This is a genomic window from Promicromonospora alba, assembly GCF_042654905.1.
In the GTDB taxonomy this organism is placed as follows: Bacteria; Actinomycetota; Actinomycetes; order Actinomycetales; family Cellulomonadaceae; genus Promicromonospora; species Promicromonospora alba.
The window spans coordinates 410,663-427,277 of record NZ_JBHSFI010000005.1; the positions used below are offsets into that span (position 1 = coordinate 410,663).

Below are 16,615 nucleotides of genomic sequence, written 5' to 3' on the forward strand. Positions count from 1 at the left end.
CGGCGCGTCCTGGAGGCCGGACCGAGTGTCAGTGACCGGTGGCAGAGTCGAGCCATGCCCCACACCCCGGCTCGACCGAGCCGTCGAACGAACGAGCCCGGCGACCCGAGCCGCACCTCGTGGCGTCGGCGCGCACTGCGGGTGGCCGCTGTCGCGGTCCCGGCCGCGCTGCTGGCTGCCGGGGCCTCGTCGTACGCTGCGGTGGTCACGGGCCGGATGGCCGCCGATCCGGCCCGGGACACGCTGATCGTTCTCGCCGCGGTGAGCGCGGCCGTCATCGTGCTGGACGCCGTGACGTGGCTGGTCGTACAGCGTGCGGTGGCCCGTGCGGAGGCCATGCTTCGGGTCGACCTCGCCGCAGCGGCCCTGAGCCAGCCCTTGCCCGCGCTCGAGGAGCAGGCGGTGGGCGAGCTGCTGGACCGCGTCAACGGCGATCCCGAGCGGCTCACGCGGGCGATCAGCGGTATCGGCATCACGCTGGGGCAGGCGGCGATCAGCCTGGTGGTCGGCTGGGTGACCGCCGGCCTGGTGTGGTGGCCCGCCTGGATCGCATTTCCCCTGGTGGCCGCCGTGGTACTCGTGTTCGCGCGACGGGCGGCGCGGCCCCTGCGCGACCTCAGCAGACGCAGCTCGGAGGCCGGCTCGGACCACATGGCTCAGCTCGAGGAGGCGATCGCCGCGCGGGACGACCTGCGCACCGCCCACGGCCAGCGGTACGTGCTGCGCCGGTACGCCGAGCTGGCGGCGCGCCAGATCCGGCTCCGGGAGGAGTGGTCCGTCGTGTTCTCCCGGGTGCGGCTGCGCACCGAGCTCCCGCTGGACGCACTGGTCGGCGCCGTCCTCGTGGGCGGGGTATGGGCGGTGACGGGAGGCACGCTCGACGTCGCCCGGCTGGTCACGCTGTGGCTGCTCGTCACGGGGTTCGTCGGCCGGGTGGACGTCCTCGGCCGCCTGCTACCGCGCGTCGAGGAGGCGATCGGCACCTTCCACCGCGTGCGCGACCTGCTTGGTGTGCCCGAGGAACCCGTCGGCGGCGACGCGTTCCCCCGCCGCGCCACGGGGGTCGACGTCGAGCTGCGTGATCTGACGTTCGGGTACGGCGGTGGCTTCCGCCTGGGCCCGTTGTCCCTGACCATCCCGGCGGGCAGCACGTGTGCGCTGGTGGGGCGGACAGGCTCGGGCAAGACGACCCTGACCAAGATGCTGTCCCGGGCGGTCGAGCCGCCCGCCCGGAGCGTCTTCCTGGAGGGTCAGGACATCACCGGCCTGGACCTGCACGAGCTGCGCACGCGCGTCGGCGTCGTCGGGCAGCGCACCGAGATCCTGGCCGCGACCCTCGCCGAGAACATCACGCTCTGGGCACCGGTACCCACCGAACGCGTCGAGCAGGCGGTGGACGCCCTCGGCCTGCAGGCCTGGGTCGCGTCGCTGCCGCACGGCCTGGACACCCGGTTGGGGTCCGACGGCGTCACCCTGTCCGCCGGGGAGGAACAGCTCGTCGCCTTCGCGCGGCTCCTCGTCCGCGACGTCGAGGTGGTCGTGCTCGACGAGGCGACCGCCCGGATGGACCCGGCGACGGCGGAGCGGGTAACCCTCGCCGCCCAGGCACTCCTGGCGGGCCGGACGGCGCTGGTCGTCGCCCACCGGCTGCCCACCGCGCGGCATGCCGACACGGTCGCTGTGCTCGACGGCGGGCGCCTGGTGGAGCACGGCCCCTGGGACCGGCTGGCGGCCGCGGACGGGCACTTCGCCCAGCTCGTCGCCGCGGCGAGGCTCACGGAACCGCTCGCGGACACCGGTTCAGATACCGACTCTGATACCGGCTCTGGTACCGGCTCTGGTACCGGCTCAGATACCGGCACCGACCGAGCCCCACGGACGCCGGCCGCGGAGCTCGCCGTCGACGACCAGGCGGGCGGCTCCGCACGGGCCGGACAGAACAGGGATCCCGCGCCGCCGCCCCGTACGTCGATGGCCCGCGCGGTGTGGAGCACGCTGCGCGCCCGTCCGCTCGGCCTGCTGCTCCCGGCAGTCGTCTGGGAGCTCACCGACTACCTCACCACGACCGGTCTGATCGTCGGCTGGCTGTGGGCGTCGCTCGTCGTCGAGCTGGAGCAGGGCTCGGCGCCCTGGTTGCTGGCCTGCGCAGTCCTTGCCGCGGTGGTGGCCAACACCCTGCTGCCGTTCACCATCCGCCTGACCAGCGCCCGCTGGTGGGCCGACTCGCGGCTGCGGCTGCGCCTCGCCGTCCTGCGCGGGCAGACGGCGCAGCGCCGCACGGTTCGTGACGCCCCCGGTGAGATCGCCGCGCGGGCCCAGGAGGAGTACCGGCTCACCGGCCATACCCAGGCCTGGCGTGAGGTGGTCACCGCGCCGTTCACGCTGGCACTGCTCGTCGTGCTGAGCGACAGCCTCCTCGCCGGTGCGATCGGGCTGGCCATGGCGGCGGTGATGTTCACGGCGCAGGTACTGGGCAGCCGGTCCGTCGCGGCCGCAGCACGGCGCGCGGGTGACGCCGCGGCCGAGCTGGGCCGCCTGCTCGGGTCGGCCCTCGACGCGGTGCGCACGGTCAAGCTCGCTGCCGCTACCGGCGGCGTCCTCGCCCAGGTCGCCCGGGTGGACGGACGCCGCGTGCAGGCCTCGCTGCGTGAGGAGCGCACCAGCTTCCTCGTCGGGCTCGCGCCCTCGGTGCTGAGCCGGATCGCGATGGTCCTGGCGTGGTCGCTGCACCTCGGCGGCACGTGGTCGCTCGCCACCACCCTCCTGGTCAGCACCTCGATAGGCACCTTCAGCTGGATCGGGTACGGGCTGGGGCAGCTCGTCACCAGCGCCGCGTCCGCCCGCCGCTGGGTAGAGGTCACCTCCCGGTACGCCGGCACGGAGCGGCTCGCCGACGTGCCCAGGGACCTCGACCTGTTCGCCGGCACCGCGGACCCGGACGCGGCGGACCTGGCGACGTCGGATCTGGCGGGGTCGGGTGCGGCGGACTCGGGTGCGGCGGCGTCGGACTCGGCGGCATCAGATGCGGCGGGGACAGCCTCCGCCGCGCCGGGCAGGCTGCGGGAGCTGCGGCTGGACGACGTCAGCGCGACGCACGACGACGGCACGGTAGGTGTCGCGGGCGTGGACCTCACGGTCCGGCGCGGCGAGCTCGTGCTGGTCGTGGGACGGGTCGGGTCCGGCAAGTCGTCGCTGCTCGGGGCGCTGTCCGGCCTCGTCGACGTCGGCGGGCGGCTGAGCTGGAACGGCGAGGAGATCAGCGATCCCGAGACGTTCCTGCGCCCGCCTCGTGTCGCGCACGTCGCGCAGGTGCCGCACGTCGTGTCGGGAACCCTCGCGGACAACGTACGCCTCGACCACGACCGCCCCGTCACCGGTCCCGTGGCCGCTGCCGGGCTCGGCCGTGACATCGCCGAGGCGGGCGGCACGGCCACGCTGGTGGGGCATCGTGGCCTGCGACTCTCGGGCGGCCAGGTGCAGCGGCTCGGTCTGGCCCGGGCGCTGGCCACCGGCTCCGACCTCCTCCTCGTGGACGACGTCTCCTCCGCGCTCGACGCCGTCACCGAGGCGGAGGTCTGGTCCCGGCTGCGGTCCGCCGGCACGACGGTGCTCGGCACGACATCGCGCGCCGCGACCCTCGCGACCGCCGACCGGGTGGTGGTGCTCGACGGCGGGCGCGTCGCCGCCGTCGGGCACTGGCGCGACCTGGAACCGCAGTGGTCCCACCTGGCCGGCTGACCATGGCCCACCGACCATGGCCAGCTGACCACGGCCGGCTGACCATGGGTAGTGCTCCCCCTGCCAGGGTCGAGACAGCCGCTGCGGGCGCTGATAACGTCCGGACCGATCACGGGCAAGCAGCCCACGACTCGTCAAGGAGCACCTCGTGCGCGCATCCCGGACCGTCCCCGCCCTGGCCGCCGCGCTCGCGGCCACGGCCCTCACCGGCTGCACGCCGGACGGCCCCACTGAGCAGGCACCGCCTCTCGACGAGGCCCTCACCACCTACACCGACCTGTACGACGACGTCCTGGCCGCCCTCCGGGAGACGCCGGACGCACGTGACCTGACATGGGCCGAGTCCCTGGCCACCTACCCGTCGGTCACCGAGCAGGAAGACGGGCTCTGCTACCTCTTCGTCACGAGCGCCAACGGGACCGGCACCATCGACGATGCCCAGGCACTGCTCGCCTCGCTCGCCGCGCAGGTCGACCCCGTGCTCGAGGAGCACGGCATGGAGCCGATGTCCGAGCAGCAGCACTCCGAGCACGGCGGCGACATCTGGGTGGAGTCCGTGGCCGCCAACGGCTGGTCGGTCGAGCTCACCGGCGGCGGCCAGTCGTCGCCCGAGCACCAGGACGCCGTGGTCGAGCTCTCGATCGACGGCCCGGTCGCCACCGACACCTGCACCGACGCGACCCTGGAGCAGGCAGTCGCCGATGCCGGCTGAGCCGTACGGGGCAGAACTACCGATCACTCCGTGACCGTGGAAACGTGTACTTCGGCTTGCTCGAATCTGGGACACTGGTGCGCATGAGCACTCCTGCCTCCTCCGGGCCGACGGACCCGGCCGCGACCACACCCGCCCTCGACTCCTCGGCCACCTCGGTAGCCGGCGCCGACGTCGTCCGCGCGGTGGTCAAGGAGGTACCGGACAAGGTCAGCACGGACGGTCTCGAGACCAAGTTCGACGAGCGCTGGACCGCCGAGCAGACCTTCGCGTTCGACCGCACCAAGACCCGCGACGAGATCTACTCGATCGACACCCCGCCGCCGACCGCCTCGGGCTCCCTGCACGTGGGGCACGTCTTCAGCTACACGCACACCGACATCGTGGCGCGCTACAAGCGCATGCGCGGCCTCGAGGTCTTCTACCCCATGGGCTGGGACGACAACGGCCTGCCCACGGAGCGCCGCGTCCAGAACTACTACGGCGTGCGCGTCGACCTGTCGCTGCCCTACGACCCGGACTTCACGCCCCCGTTCGAGGGCACCGGCAAGAGCGTCAAGGCCGCGGACCAGGTTCCGATCAGCCGCCGCAACTTCGTGGAGCTGTGCGAGCGCCTCACGGCAGAGGACGAGAAGCAGTTCGAGGAGTTGTGGCGCCGCCTGGGCATCTCGGTGGACTGGGCCCAGACGTACCAGACCATCGGCGACGTCTCGCGTGCCACCGCGCAGCGCGCGTTCGTGCGTAACCTGCAGCGCGGCGAGGCCTACCAGGCCGAGGCGCCGGGTCTCTGGGACGTCACGTTCCAGACCGCCGTCGCCCAGGCCGAGCTGGAGGCCCGGGACTACCCCGGCCACTTCCACAAGGTCGCCTTCCACCAGGCCGACGGCGAGCCCGTCTACATCGAGACGACCCGGCCCGAGCTGATCCCCGCCGTCGTCGCGCTCATCGCGCACCCCGACGACGAGCGCTACCAGCACCTGTTCGGCACGACGGTGAAGTCGCCGCTGTTCGGTGTCGAGGTCCCCGTGCTCGCGCACCACCTGGCCGAGCCGGACAAGGGTGCGGGCATCGCGATGTGCTGCACCTTCGGTGACCTCACCGACGTGCAGTGGTGGCGCGAGCTGCAGCTGCCGACGCGCTCGATCATCAACCGCGACGGACGCATCACCCGTGAGGTGCCGGAGTGGCTCCCCGGCGGCCCGGGCGCTGAGCTGTTCGAGGCCGAGGTCGCGGGCAAGACGACGTTCAGCGCACGCAAGGCGATCGTCGACGCGCTCGTCGCGTCGGGCGACATGCCGACCGAGCCGGTGGCCACCCAGCGCAAGGCCAACTTCTTCGAGAAGGGCGACAAGCCCCTCGAGATCGTGACCTCGCGCCAGTGGTACATCCGCAACGGCGGCAGGGACAAGTCGCTGCGCGAGGAGCTGCTGGGCCGCGGCAAGGAGCTCGACTTCCACCCGGACTTCATGCGGGTGCGGTACGAGAACTGGGTCAACGGCCTGAACGGCGACTGGCTGGTCAGCCGCCAGCGCTTCTTCGGCGTCGCGATCCCGCTCTGGTACCCGATCGACGCGAACGGCGAGGTCGACTACGACCACCCGATCGTCCCGGCCGAGGAGTCACTGCCGATCGACCCGACGTCCCAGGCGCCCGCCGGATACACCGAGGACCAGCGCGGTCAGGCCGGTGGCTTCGTCGGCGACGCCGACGTCATGGACACCTGGGCGACCTCGTCCCTGACCCCGCAGATCGTCGGCGGCTGGGAGCGGGACCAGGACCTGTTCGAGCGCGTGTACCCGATGGACCTGCGCCCCCAGGGCCAGGACATCATCCGCACGTGGCTGTTCTCCACGGTGGTGCGCTCGCACCTGGAGAACAAGGTGCTGCCGTGGAAGAACGCGACGATCAGCGGCTGGATCCTCGACCCCGACCGCAAGAAGATGTCGAAGTCCAAGGGCAACGTCGTCACGCCGATGGACCTGCTCGTCGAGCACGGCTCCGACGCGGTGCGGTACTGGGCGGCGTCGGCCCGCCTGGGCACGGACGCGGCGTTCGAGGTGGGGCAGATGAAGATCGGTCGCCGTCTGGCGATCAAGGTCCTCAACGCCTCGAAGTTCGCGCTGTCGTTCGGCGGCGGCGCGGGCAGCGAGATCGCGCTCGACCCGGCGGCGGTGACCGTTGCCCTCGACCGGTCCATGCTCGCGGGGCTGGCCAGCGTGGTCGAGCAGGCCACCACGGCGCTGGAGTCCTACGACCACACGCGCGCGCTCGAGCTCACCGAGACGTTCTTCTGGGCGTTCTGTGACGACTACCTCGAGCTCGTCAAGGACCGCGCCTACGGCGCCGGTGACGACGCGGCGAACCTCTCCGCCGAGACGACGTCGGCCCGCACCACGCTGGCGATCGCGCTCGACACCATGCTGCGGCTCCTGGCGCCCTACCTCCCGTTCGCCACGGAAGAGGTCTGGTCCTGGTGGCGCGAGGGCTCGGTGCACCGCGCGGAGTGGCCCGTCTCGGGGCCGCTGCGTGCGGCGTCCGACGGCTCCGACCCGGCGGACCTCGCCGTGGCCGGACACGCCCTGGCAGCACTGCGCAAGGTGAAGTCGGAGGCCAAGGCCTCGATGCGCACCCCGATCGTCGCCGCGTCGCTGGCCGTGCCGGCCGCGTCGCTGACCGCCGTCGAGACCGCGGTCGAGGACATCAAGGCCGCGGGCCGCGTCACCGGTGTGCTCGACCTGGTGGCCGCTGCCGAGGGGCAGGGTGACCAGGCGGTCCAGGGCGGCATGGTGGTGACCTCGAGCGAGCTGGGTGAGGCCCCGCCGCGCAACAAGGGCTGACCGACAGGGCAGACGACTTCGGTCGGCTGCTCACACCCCTTCCGCGACTTCGGTCGGTTGCCATGAGATCGGTCGTTTGATTGACCGATCTCATGGCAACCGACCGAAGTCGTGAAGCCTGCCGAGCAGCCGACCGAAGTCGGCGAGCCATCGCTTGAGCTAGTTGAGCATCAGGACCACCGCGTCGCCGGCCTCGGCGGCGGCACCGTAGAACGCGGTCAGCTCGCCGTAGGCCTGCGCCAGACGCTCGGCGTCCGTCTCGGCGGCGTGCTCGCCCGGGTCCGGGCAGACGTCCTCGTCGCACACCTGAGCAGCGTCGGCGAGCGGCGCCAGGGTGTCGAACGACGTACCGACCAGGAACGCGGCAGCCTTCTCCACGTCGTCTGGGCCCAGATAGCGCACCGGCGTGATCCCGTCGGCGGAACCCAGCTCGGCTCCACCCTGCACCGGGTCGACGGGCATCCCGCCGTGCGTCCGCAGCACGTTGTGCAGCGGCCCCCAGACGGTCCCGATGCTGAAGTACCTCGCTTCCTGTGCCGGAAGGTCCATCTGCACCCATTCGCCGGCGAGCTCGTCGATGTGCTCGAGCGCCCAGGTCGGATCGGTGCGTGCCTTGTCGAAGTCCTCGGCGGCTAGCCGCGCGTACTCACAATGAATCATCCCCATGGCCCGTGACCGTACCGATAATGCGTTTCCGTGTGTATGGGCAAAACGGACACGTTTCCACGCAACATTTTCCCATAGGCGGTAAAACGGAAAATCTATACGAATTCATGCCCGTTCTGGGGGCATTAGTCCCCCAGAACGGGCGGGTGAATTCACCTCGAGTTAACGCGAGACGTCAGTGCAACCTTCGATCATCCCCCGACATGCTCGCGAGCGCCTCCGTTGGCGTGCCTTCGTCACGCCAGCGCAGCGTCGCGGCGACCCCGTCCATGAGCTCGACGGAGCCCTCCGGGGCGAACGTGAGGCCGGCGTCCTGCCCCACGGCGGCGCGCACGAGCGCCACCGAGGCCGGCAGCTCCTCCAGCTGCTCCGTCACGCCGATCGCCTCGAGCTCGGACCGGGAGGCCGCGATGTGCATCGGGTCCGGGCCGATCCAGAGCTTGCGACCGTTCATGGGCGCGTTGCCCGTGCCGTACTCCTCAGCGAGGACGAGCTCCTTGACCTGCCCGCGCGCGAGCACCGCGACGACGTCGTCCACCGACATCACCGCGTTCGACTCGCGGCCGAGCTCCTGCCGCAGCTCCGCCAGGACACGCTCCCGGCGTCGCTCCCGGTAGGAGTCGAGCGCCTCCGACACCCGTTCGGCAAAGGCGCCCTCGTGCACTCCGCTGCCACGACCGCCACCCGGCACCTCGACCACGCTCTCCGCCGTCGGCGGGGTCAGTGCCGCGCGCACCAGGGACACGACCCGCTTGTCCCCCGTGAACAGCACCAGCTCCGGCTTGGTGTCGGCGACGTGCCGCTCGGTCTCGGCCGCGATCGCCTCCGCATTGCGCTCCCACGAGTCCTCCGCCCGTGACTCGATGCGTGAACGCTTGACCCCTCGCGCGGACCCGGTCTTCTCGATCTCGTCGTGCGGCGCCTGGAACGTGCTGTGCTCCTTGCCGCTCGGCCCCACCCGGATGAAGTCGGAGCCCTGCCGGTCCACGATCACCTTGAGCAGCTCCACCGACTCGTCGGCGGCCAGCGCGGCCTGGAGCAGCGCCGGCACGGGGGCCCACGAGCACGTCGTGCCGGCCGGCGGGTTGTTCACCACGCGGTCCACCAGCACGCCGGTGTCGTCGGCGATGACGACCCGGCCGTGGGGTCCCGGGACCCTCGTGGGTCGCAGCACCACCTCTCCCATGGCATCCAGGACGGCGTCCGGGGTCCCCTGCTGCGCCAGGTCCTTGCGCGCCGAGTTCCATCGGCCTTCGACGTCACGTTCGGCGGCCTGCTCGGACGGCGTCGCGTCCAGGTGCAGGGTCGCAAAGGGGCCCTGGTGGCCGAGGAGGGGCTTGAGCCAGTCGATCTTCATACAAACCTCCGCGTCTCCCGCCGGGGTCGAAGAAGAGCCGTACCGCACGACGTCGCCCCGGCGTTCCCTCCAGGAAACGACGGATCACGAGGACACGCCACCCCCAGGCCGGAATTGCCTGTGACCGGGGCACCAAATCTTCACCACCGGAAGTTGACCTCAGACCAGCAAGCGGCAAAGGCACCTCAAAGGGCTAACCCCTTCAAGCGTATGTGTCCACCTCAGGGAGGTTGTCACCCTTGTGCCGCGCGGCGATGAGCTCGTGGTGGCGGATGACCTCGCTCACGATGAACTGGCGGAACTGCACCGCGAACTCGGGGTCGAGGCCCGACTCCTCAGCGATCGCCGTGAGCCGGGCGATCTGCTGCTGGTCCCGCGACGGGTCCGCCGGCGGCAGACCGCCTACCGCCTTCAGCTCGCCGACCCTCCGCGTCATCTTGAACCGCTCGGCGAGCAGGTGCACGAGCGCCGCGTCGATGTTGTCGATGCTCCCGCGGAGCCGGATGATCTCGGACGGCACCGGAGCGCTGGTCGGTTCGTTGTCAGACACAGGAAGAGGCTAACCGGCCGAGGGCCGTACCGGCGAAGGCTGTTCCGACCCGCTACGCGGATCGGCTACAGTCTGCGAGCAGGCACGCAACTTGGTGAAGGCCCAGAACTCTGGCTTCACCTCTTCAAGACTTCAACGGAGAGCAGCAGATGACACTCGCCACGTCGCCGGCCTTGGTGGAGGTGCCAGAGGGCACCAGCATCAACACCATCCTCGCGGACCGCGTGGCCCGCTCCGGAGACAAGGCGCTCATCGAGCGACGCGAGACCCCTGGTGGCCCCTGGGTCGCAGTGCCTGCCCGCCAGTTCGAGGACGAGGTCCTCGCCGTCGCCCGCGGCCTCGTGGCCCGTGGCATCTCCGCCGGCGACCGGGTCGCGATCATGTCGCGCACGCGCTACGAGTGGACCCTTCTCGACTTCGCCATCTGGGCCGCGGGCGCCGTGGCCGTGCCGGTCTACGAGACCTCGTCCGCCGAGCAGGTCCAGTGGATCCTGTCCGACGCCGACGTGCGGCTCGTCGTCGTCGAGTCCGCTGCGCACGCCGAGATCGTCCGCAGCGTGCGCCCCAGCCTGCCGACGCTCGAGGACATCCTCCTCATCGACGACGAGGCGATCCTCGACCTGCGCAAGGCCGGCATCAATCTCTCCGCGGGCATCGTCGCCGACCGGCGCGACGCCGTCCGGCGGGACGACCTGGCGACCATCATCTACACGTCCGGCTCCACCGGGCGGCCCAAGGGCGTGGAGCTCACGCACGGCAACTTCGCGCACCTCGCGATGAACGCCGCCATCGGCATCCCGGAGCTGCTGCAGGCCGAGAACGCCCGCACGCTCCTGTTCCTGCCGCTCGCGCACGTGTTCGCGCGCTTCGTCGAGGTCGCGACGATCGCAGGCGACGCCGTACTCGGCCACGCCCCGGACATCAAGAACCTCGTGGCCGACCTGGGCTCCTTCCGCCCGACCTACCTGCTCGCCGTGCCACGCGTCTTCGAGAAGGTCTACAACAGCGCGGAGCAGAAGGCGTCGTCGGGCCTCAAGGCCAAGATCTTCGCCTGGTCCGCCCGTGTCGCCGAGGACTACTCGCGCGCCCTGGACACGCCGGACGGTCCCGATCGCCCGCTCCAGCGGAAGCACGCGATCGCCGACAAGCTGGTCTACAGCAAGCTCAAGGCGACCATGGGCGGCCAGCTGAGGTGGGCGGTCTCCGGCGGCGCGCCGCTCGGCGAACGACTCGGCCACTTCTTCCGCGGCGCCTGCGTCACGATCCTGGAGGGCTACGGCCTCACCGAGACCACCGCTCCGACGTCGGTCAACCTGCCCGGGAAGATAGTCATCGGGTCGGTGGGCCCCGCGTTCTTCGGCACCGAGGTCAGCATCGCCGAGGACGGCGAGGTGCTGCTGCACGGGCCGCACATCTTCCGCGGGTACCGCAACGAGCCGCAGCTGACCGCCGAGGCGTTCGTCGGGGGCTGGTTCCGTACCGGTGACCTCGGCCGCCTCGACGAGCACGGCCACCTGCACATCACCGGCCGCAAGAAGGAGATCATCGTGACGGCCGGCGGCAAGAACGTCGCCCCCGCAGTGCTCGAGGACCGCATGCGCGCTCACCCGCTCGTGAGCCAGGTGGTCGTCGTCGGCGACCAGCGCCCGTTCATCGGCGCCCTCGTGACACTCGACGCCGAGATGCTGCCCGGCTGGTGCTCGGCAAACGGGCTGCGCAGGCTCTCGGTCGCGGAGGCCCGCGTGCACCCGAAGGTGCTGGCCGAGCTCGACAAGGCGGTCGAGCACACGAACGAGGCGGTCTCCAAGGCCGAGTCGATCCGCAAGTACATGGTGCTCGACCTCGACTTCACGGAGGCGAACGGCTATCTCACGCCGTCCATCAAGGTGAAGCGTGCGAAGGTGCTCGCCGACTTCGCCGGCGCTGTCGACGCGCTGTATGGGGCGCCCCTCCCCGCCCCGACCCGCTGACCCTCGCCCGGGTTGTCGAAGTAGAGCGCCTGTCCAGTTCTCCCGTGGTGACCACAGGAGCGCTGGACAGGCGCTCTACTTCGACGTACCCGGCGAGAGGGGCTACGCGCTCTTCTCGCGCGGTTGGCGGCCCCGTACGGGGCTCTTGCGCGGCACCACGGTCGGATTCACGTTGTCGAGCACCACGTCGCGCGTGATGAGCACGCGCTCGACGTCGTCACGGCTCGGCACGTCGAACATGACCTGCTGGAGCACCTCTTCCATGATGGCGCGCAGGCCGCGCGCCCCGGTGCCCCGCAGCAGCGCCTGCTCGGCGATGGCGCCCACCGCCGGCTCGTCGAACTCGAGCTCCACGCCGTCGATCTGGAACATGCGCTGGTACTGCTTCACGAGCGCGTTCTTGGGCTCCGTGAGGATCCGCACCAGCGCGTCCCGGTCGAGCGGCGAGACGGAGGCGATGACGGGCAGCCGGCCGATGAACTCGGGGATCAGCCCGTACTTCTGCAGGTCCTCGGGCCGCACCTCGGCGAACAGGTCCGCGTCGGGGACTATCGACTCCATGGGGGCGCTGAACCCGATGCCGCGCTTGCGGGACCGGGCGGCCACGATGTCGTCCAGCCCTGCGAAGGCGCCGGCCACGATGAACAGCACGTTCGTCGTGTCGATCTGGATGAACTCCTGGTGCGGGTGCTTGCGCCCGCCCTGCGGCGGCACCGATGCGGTGGTGCCCTCGATGATCTTCAGGAGTGCCTGCTGCACGCCCTCACCGGACACGTCGCGCGTGATCGACGGGTTCTCGGCCTTGCGGGCCACCTTGTCGACCTCGTCGATGTAGATGATGCCCGTCTCGGCCTTCTTGACGTCGTAGTCCGCGGCCTGGATGAGCTTGAGCAGGATGTTCTCGACGTCCTCGCCCACGTAGCCGGCCTCGGTGAGAGCGGTCGCGTCGGCGATGGCGAAGGGCACGTTGAGCATCTTGGCGAGCGTCTGCGCCAGATAGGTCTTGCCCGTGCCCGTCGGGCCGATGAGCAGGATGTTGGACTTCGCGATCTCGACCTGGTCCTGCTCGTCCGGGTTGATCGACCGGCCGGCCTCGCCCGCCTGGATGCGCTTGTAATGGTTGTAGACAGCAACGGCCAGGGCGCGCTTGGCGGGGTCCTGGCCGATGATGTACTGCTCGAGGAAGTCGAAGATCTCGCGCGGCTTGGGCAGCTCTGTCAGTCCGAGCTCGGCTGCCTCACCGAGCTCTTCCTCGATGATCTCGTTGCACAGCTCGATGCACTCGTCGCAGATGTACACGCCCGGCCCGGCGATCAGCTTCTTCACCTGCTTCTGCGACTTGCCGCAGAAGTTGCACTTCAGCAGTTCCGCGCCGTCACCGATTCGCACCACTACCTGTCTCCTCGCCTTGTGCACCCTCACGGAGTCCCGCACAGGCCGGTTGACCCAGCAGATCCGCAACGTCGAGCGGTCTTAGATCCATTCCACACCACCGGTGGCTCGTTGTCAGCCCGGCGGCCCGGCGGGTCGCACGACCGATATTCACCACATCATGACAATTTTGTCATGTTCTGTGCAGCGTGTCCCACCATGCCCGACGCCGGGGCTCGTCGTCCACCGCTATTGGTGGCACGCCCCGGCGTCGGAAGCGGTCTCGACGGAACCGACCGGAAAGGTCAGTTCGTCACGACCGTGACAGGCTTGCGCGACTGGAGCACCTCGTCGACCAGACCGTACTCCTTCGCCTGGGCGGCGGTGAGGATCTTGTCGCGCTCGATGTCGTTGCGCACCTCTTCCTGCGACTTGCCGCTGTGCGTCGCGATCGTCAGCTCGAGCCACTCGCGCATGCGGATGAGCTCGTTCGCGTGGATCTCGATGTCCGAGGCCTGCGCGTAGCCGCCACCCTCCATCGCGGGCTGGTGGATCAGCACGCGCGAGTTCGGGAGTGCGAGGCGCTTGCCCGGCTGACCGGCGGCCAGCAGGACCGCGGCGGCGGACGCCGCCTGCCCGAGGCAGGTGGTCTGGATCTGCGGCTTGATGAACTGCATGGTGTCGTACAGCGCCGTCATGGCCGTGAACGAGCCACCCGGCGAGTTGATGTAGATCGAGATGTCACGGTCCGGGTCCTGGGTCTCCAGGACCAGCAGCTGGGCCATGACGTCGTCGGCGGACGCGTCGTCGACCTGGACACCCAGGAAGATGATGCGGTCCTCGAACAGCTTGGTGTACGGGTCCTGGCGCTTGAAGCCGTACGCGGTGCGCTCCTCGAACTGCGGGAGCACGTAGCGGGCGGACGGCATGGCGCCAGCGGTGGCAAAAGGCAGCCCCGCGACCGGGTGGGCGCGTGTACCGGCAAGGCGCTCTGCGGCTGCGATGAACTGGGCTTCAGGACTCACGGTGGATCTCCTCGTCGATCAGGTCTTGATGAGTTTCCGGGCGGTCAGCTGGCCATGCCGCCGCCGCCGGCAAGCGCAGCGCTCTCGACGACGTGGTCGACGAAGCCGTACTCCAGCGCCTCGGCGGCCGTGAACCAGTTGTCGCGGTCGTTGTCCTTGATGATCTTCTCGATCGGCTGCCCGGTCTGCTCGGACGTCAGCTCGGCGAGCACCTTCTTCATGTGCATGATGAGCTGCGCGCCGATCCGCACGTCGGTCGCCGTGCCGCCGATACCGCCCGACGGCTGGTGCATGAGCACGCGGGCGTGCGGCGTGATGTAGCGCTTGCCCTTCGTGCCGGAGGACAGCAGGAACTGCCCCATGGACGCGGCCATCCCCATCGCGACGGTCGCCACGTCCGGCTTGATGAACTGCATCGTGTCGTAGATCGCCATGCCGGCTGTGATCGAGCCGCCCGGCGAGTTGATGTACAGCCAGATGTCCTTGTCGGGGTCCTCGGCCGCGAGAAGCATCATCTGCGCGCTGATCGCGTTCGCGTTCTCGTCGCGCACCTCCGACCCCAGCCAGATGATGCGCTCCTTGAGCAGCCGGTTGTAGATGGAGTCGTTGAGCCCGAAACCAGCACCCTCCGCCCGTGCTACCGGCCCGGCATCCATCCGCAGCAGATCGTTCACGTCCATCTCCTCGGTTCTGACTCTCGTCTGTTGGACCACGTCTCTGGACCACGTCCCATTGACGTCTCGCTCGACCCTAACGTGCCCCCGCCCGCCGGAACTCCTGATTCGGAGCCCGTTTCGCCTACAGCGCATCGGTGCTGCCCACGGCGAAGTCCGGGGGAACGCGGACGGCGGTCCGCACCCTCACGCCGAGGGTGCGGACCGCCGTCGGGCGTCATGCATCGGCCCTCTCGGGCCGGGTGTACGTCAGGCCTTCGCGGGCTCCGACGACTCGGGCGCAGCGCCCTCGGCAGGCGCCTCGGGTGCCTCGTCGTCACCGGCCTCCTGAGCCTGTGCCACTGCCGCGTCGAGCGCGGCCTGGGCCTCGTCGACCTCTTCCGAACCGATGAACTCGCTCAGGTCGACGACGTTGCCGTCGGAGTCCTTGACCTCGATCTGGCGCAGGGCGACCGCGAGGGCCTTCGAGCGCGCGACCTCGCCGACCATGGCGGGGATCTGCCCGCCCTGCTCGAGGGACTGGATGAACTCGCTCGGCTCCATGCCGTACTGCTGCGAGGCGCTCACCAGGTACTCGACGAGCTCGCCCTGGCTCACCTGCACCTTGAGCTTCTCGGCGAGGGTGTCGAGCAGGATCTGGTTCTTGATCGCCTTGGTCGCGTCGGCGGTGACCTCGGCGCGGTGCTCGTCGTCCTCCAGGCGGCTCTCGGACTCGAGGTGGCGGTGCACCTCGGCCTGGACCACACCGGTCGGCACGGGGACCTCGACGGTCTCCAGCAGCTTCTCCATGAGGGCGTCCCGGGCGCTGACGGCCTGGTTGGAGGTCTTGATGCCGGCGACCTGGGTCTTCAGGTCGTCCTTGAGCTCCTCGAGCGTGTCGAACTCCGAGGCGAGCTGGGCGAAGTCGTCGTCCACCTCGGGGAGGTCGCGCTGCTTGACCGAGGTCGCGGTGACGGTGACGTCCGCGTCCTTGCCCTCGTGGTCGCCGCCGGCCAGCGGCGCCTTGAAGGTGGTGGTCTCGCCGGCGGACAGGCCGGTCAGGGCCTCGTCCAGGCCCTCGAGCATGTTGCCGGAGCCGATCTGGTACGAGACGCCCGACACGGAGTCGACCTCCTCGTCACCGATGACGGCCTTCAGGTCGATGACGATGTAGTCGCCCTCGACGGCCGGGCGGTCGACGCCGACCAGGGTGCCGAAGCGCTCCCGCAGGGCGTCCATGCGCTCCGCGACGTCCTCATCGGTGACCTCGGTGGAGTCCACGGTCAGCTCGACGTCGGACAGCTCGGGCAGCTCGATCTCCGGGCGCACCTCGACCTCTGCCGTGAACTTCAGCTGGCCCTCGCCGGCCTTGGCCGGCACGTCGGTCACGTCGATCTCGGGCTGGGCCAGCGGACGCAGCTCGGTCTCGCCGAGCGCGTCACGGTAGAAGCCCGAGAGGCCGTCGTTCACGGCGTGCTCGATCACTGCGCCCCAGCCGACCCGCTGCTCGATGATGCGCGGGGGCACCTTGCCCTTGCGGAAGCCGGGGACGTTCACCTGCTCCGCGATGTGCTCGTAGGCGTGATCGATGCTCGGCTTGAGCTCGTCGTAGTCCACCTCGACGGTCAGCTTGACCTTGGTGGGCTCCAGGGTCTCGACGGCGCTCTTCACTTCGATGGTCTCCAGAATGTCGGGGGTGCGCGCACGCCGGCTTACTGCTTCCCGGGGTGGCGCGG

Annotated in this window: 11 protein-coding genes; 4 read left to right on the forward strand and 7 right to left on the reverse strand. The window is 70.1% G+C overall.

Annotated features, from left to right (window positions below):
• Positions 1–54: 54 nt before the first annotated feature.
• The 3 genes from ACFO6V_RS16870 (at position 55) to valS (ending at position 7,287) form a co-directional block, all read left to right on the forward strand.
• Positions 55–3,738 carry an ATP-binding cassette domain-containing protein gene (locus ACFO6V_RS16870; RefSeq protein ID WP_377137151.1) on the forward strand — a complete coding sequence of 1,228 codons (3,684 nt, stop codon included), beginning with the start codon at positions 55–57 and terminating at the stop codon, positions 3,736–3,738.
• A gap of 148 nt (positions 3,739–3,886) precedes the next feature.
• Complete coding sequence (locus tag ACFO6V_RS16875) at positions 3,887–4,450, forward strand: hypothetical protein (RefSeq protein WP_377137154.1); 564 nt, start codon at positions 3,887–3,889, stop codon at positions 4,448–4,450.
• Between the two features lie 83 nt (positions 4,451–4,533).
• Complete coding sequence (gene valS, locus ACFO6V_RS16880; RefSeq protein WP_377137156.1) at positions 4,534–7,287, forward strand: valine--tRNA ligase; 2,754 nt, start codon at positions 4,534–4,536, stop codon at positions 7,285–7,287.
• A 159-nt stretch (positions 7,288–7,446) separates the two neighbouring features.
• Here valS and ACFO6V_RS16885 read toward each other — a convergent pair whose 3' ends face one another.
• The 3 genes from ACFO6V_RS16885 to ACFO6V_RS16895 form a co-directional block, all read right to left on the reverse strand.
• A complete protein-coding gene (locus ACFO6V_RS16885) occupies positions 7,447–7,953 on the reverse strand; it encodes a DUF1877 family protein (RefSeq protein ID WP_377137158.1) in 507 nt (168 codons plus the stop codon).
• Between the two features lie 175 nt (positions 7,954–8,128).
• Positions 8,129–9,310, reverse strand: coding sequence for a baeRF2 domain-containing protein (locus tag ACFO6V_RS16890; protein WP_377137160.1), 1,182 nt, complete (start codon positions 9,308–9,310; stop codon positions 8,129–8,131).
• 202 nt (positions 9,311–9,512) lie between these two features.
• A complete protein-coding gene (locus ACFO6V_RS16895) occupies positions 9,513–9,860 on the reverse strand; it encodes a chorismate mutase (protein WP_357450302.1) in 348 nt (115 codons plus the stop codon).
• A 149-nt stretch (positions 9,861–10,009) separates the two neighbouring features.
• Between ACFO6V_RS16895 and ACFO6V_RS16900 the strand changes: the two genes are divergently transcribed.
• Positions 10,010–11,830, forward strand: a complete 1,821-nt coding sequence (locus tag ACFO6V_RS16900; RefSeq protein ID WP_377137162.1) for an AMP-dependent synthetase/ligase — start codon at positions 10,010–10,012, stop codon at positions 11,828–11,830.
• A 102-nt stretch (positions 11,831–11,932) separates the two neighbouring features.
• Here ACFO6V_RS16900 and clpX read toward each other — a convergent pair whose 3' ends face one another.
• From clpX to tig, 4 genes are all read right to left on the reverse strand, one after another.
• Entirely contained in the window at positions 11,933–13,222 is a 1,290-nt protein-coding gene (clpX, locus tag ACFO6V_RS16905; protein ID WP_377137164.1) for an ATP-dependent Clp protease ATP-binding subunit ClpX, read from the reverse strand.
• A gap of 284 nt (positions 13,223–13,506) precedes the next feature.
• A complete protein-coding gene (locus tag ACFO6V_RS16910; protein ID WP_377137166.1) occupies positions 13,507–14,226 on the reverse strand; it encodes an ATP-dependent Clp protease proteolytic subunit in 720 nt (239 codons plus the stop codon).
• A 44-nt stretch (positions 14,227–14,270) separates the two neighbouring features.
• Positions 14,271–14,906 (reverse strand): ATP-dependent Clp protease proteolytic subunit, encoded by a 636-nt coding sequence (locus ACFO6V_RS16915; RefSeq protein WP_357450314.1) that lies wholly within the window; start codon positions 14,904–14,906, stop codon positions 14,271–14,273.
• A gap of 243 nt (positions 14,907–15,149) precedes the next feature.
• The gene (tig, locus tag ACFO6V_RS16920; protein WP_377137169.1) at positions 15,150–16,550 is read right to left on the reverse strand and encodes a trigger factor; all 1,401 of its coding nucleotides are present in this window, start codon (positions 16,548–16,550) and stop codon (positions 15,150–15,152) included.
• Between the last annotated feature and the right edge of the window lie 65 nt (positions 16,551–16,615).

What these genes read in the sequence shown, in the direction of transcription:
- valS (WP_377137156.1), top strand. Translation starts at nt 4,534, where the DNA reads ATGAGCACTCCTGCCTCCTCCGGGCCGACGGACCCGGCCGCGACCACA.
- ACFO6V_RS16890 (WP_377137160.1), bottom strand. Translation starts at nt 9,310, where the DNA reads ATGAAGATCGACTGGCTCAAGCCCCTCCTCGGCCACCAGGGCCCCTTT.
- ACFO6V_RS16885 (WP_377137158.1), bottom strand. Translation starts at nt 7,953, where the DNA reads ATGGGGATGATTCATTGTGAGTACGCGCGGCTAGCCGCCGAGGACTTC.
- ACFO6V_RS16870 (WP_377137151.1), top strand. Translation starts at nt 55, where the DNA reads ATGCCCCACACCCCGGCTCGACCGAGCCGTCGAACGAACGAGCCCGGC.
- ACFO6V_RS16915 (WP_357450314.1), bottom strand. Translation starts at nt 14,906, where the DNA reads ATGGACGTGAACGATCTGCTGCGGATGGATGCCGGGCCGGTAGCACGG.
- ACFO6V_RS16900 (WP_377137162.1), top strand. Translation starts at nt 10,010, where the DNA reads ATGACACTCGCCACGTCGCCGGCCTTGGTGGAGGTGCCAGAGGGCACC.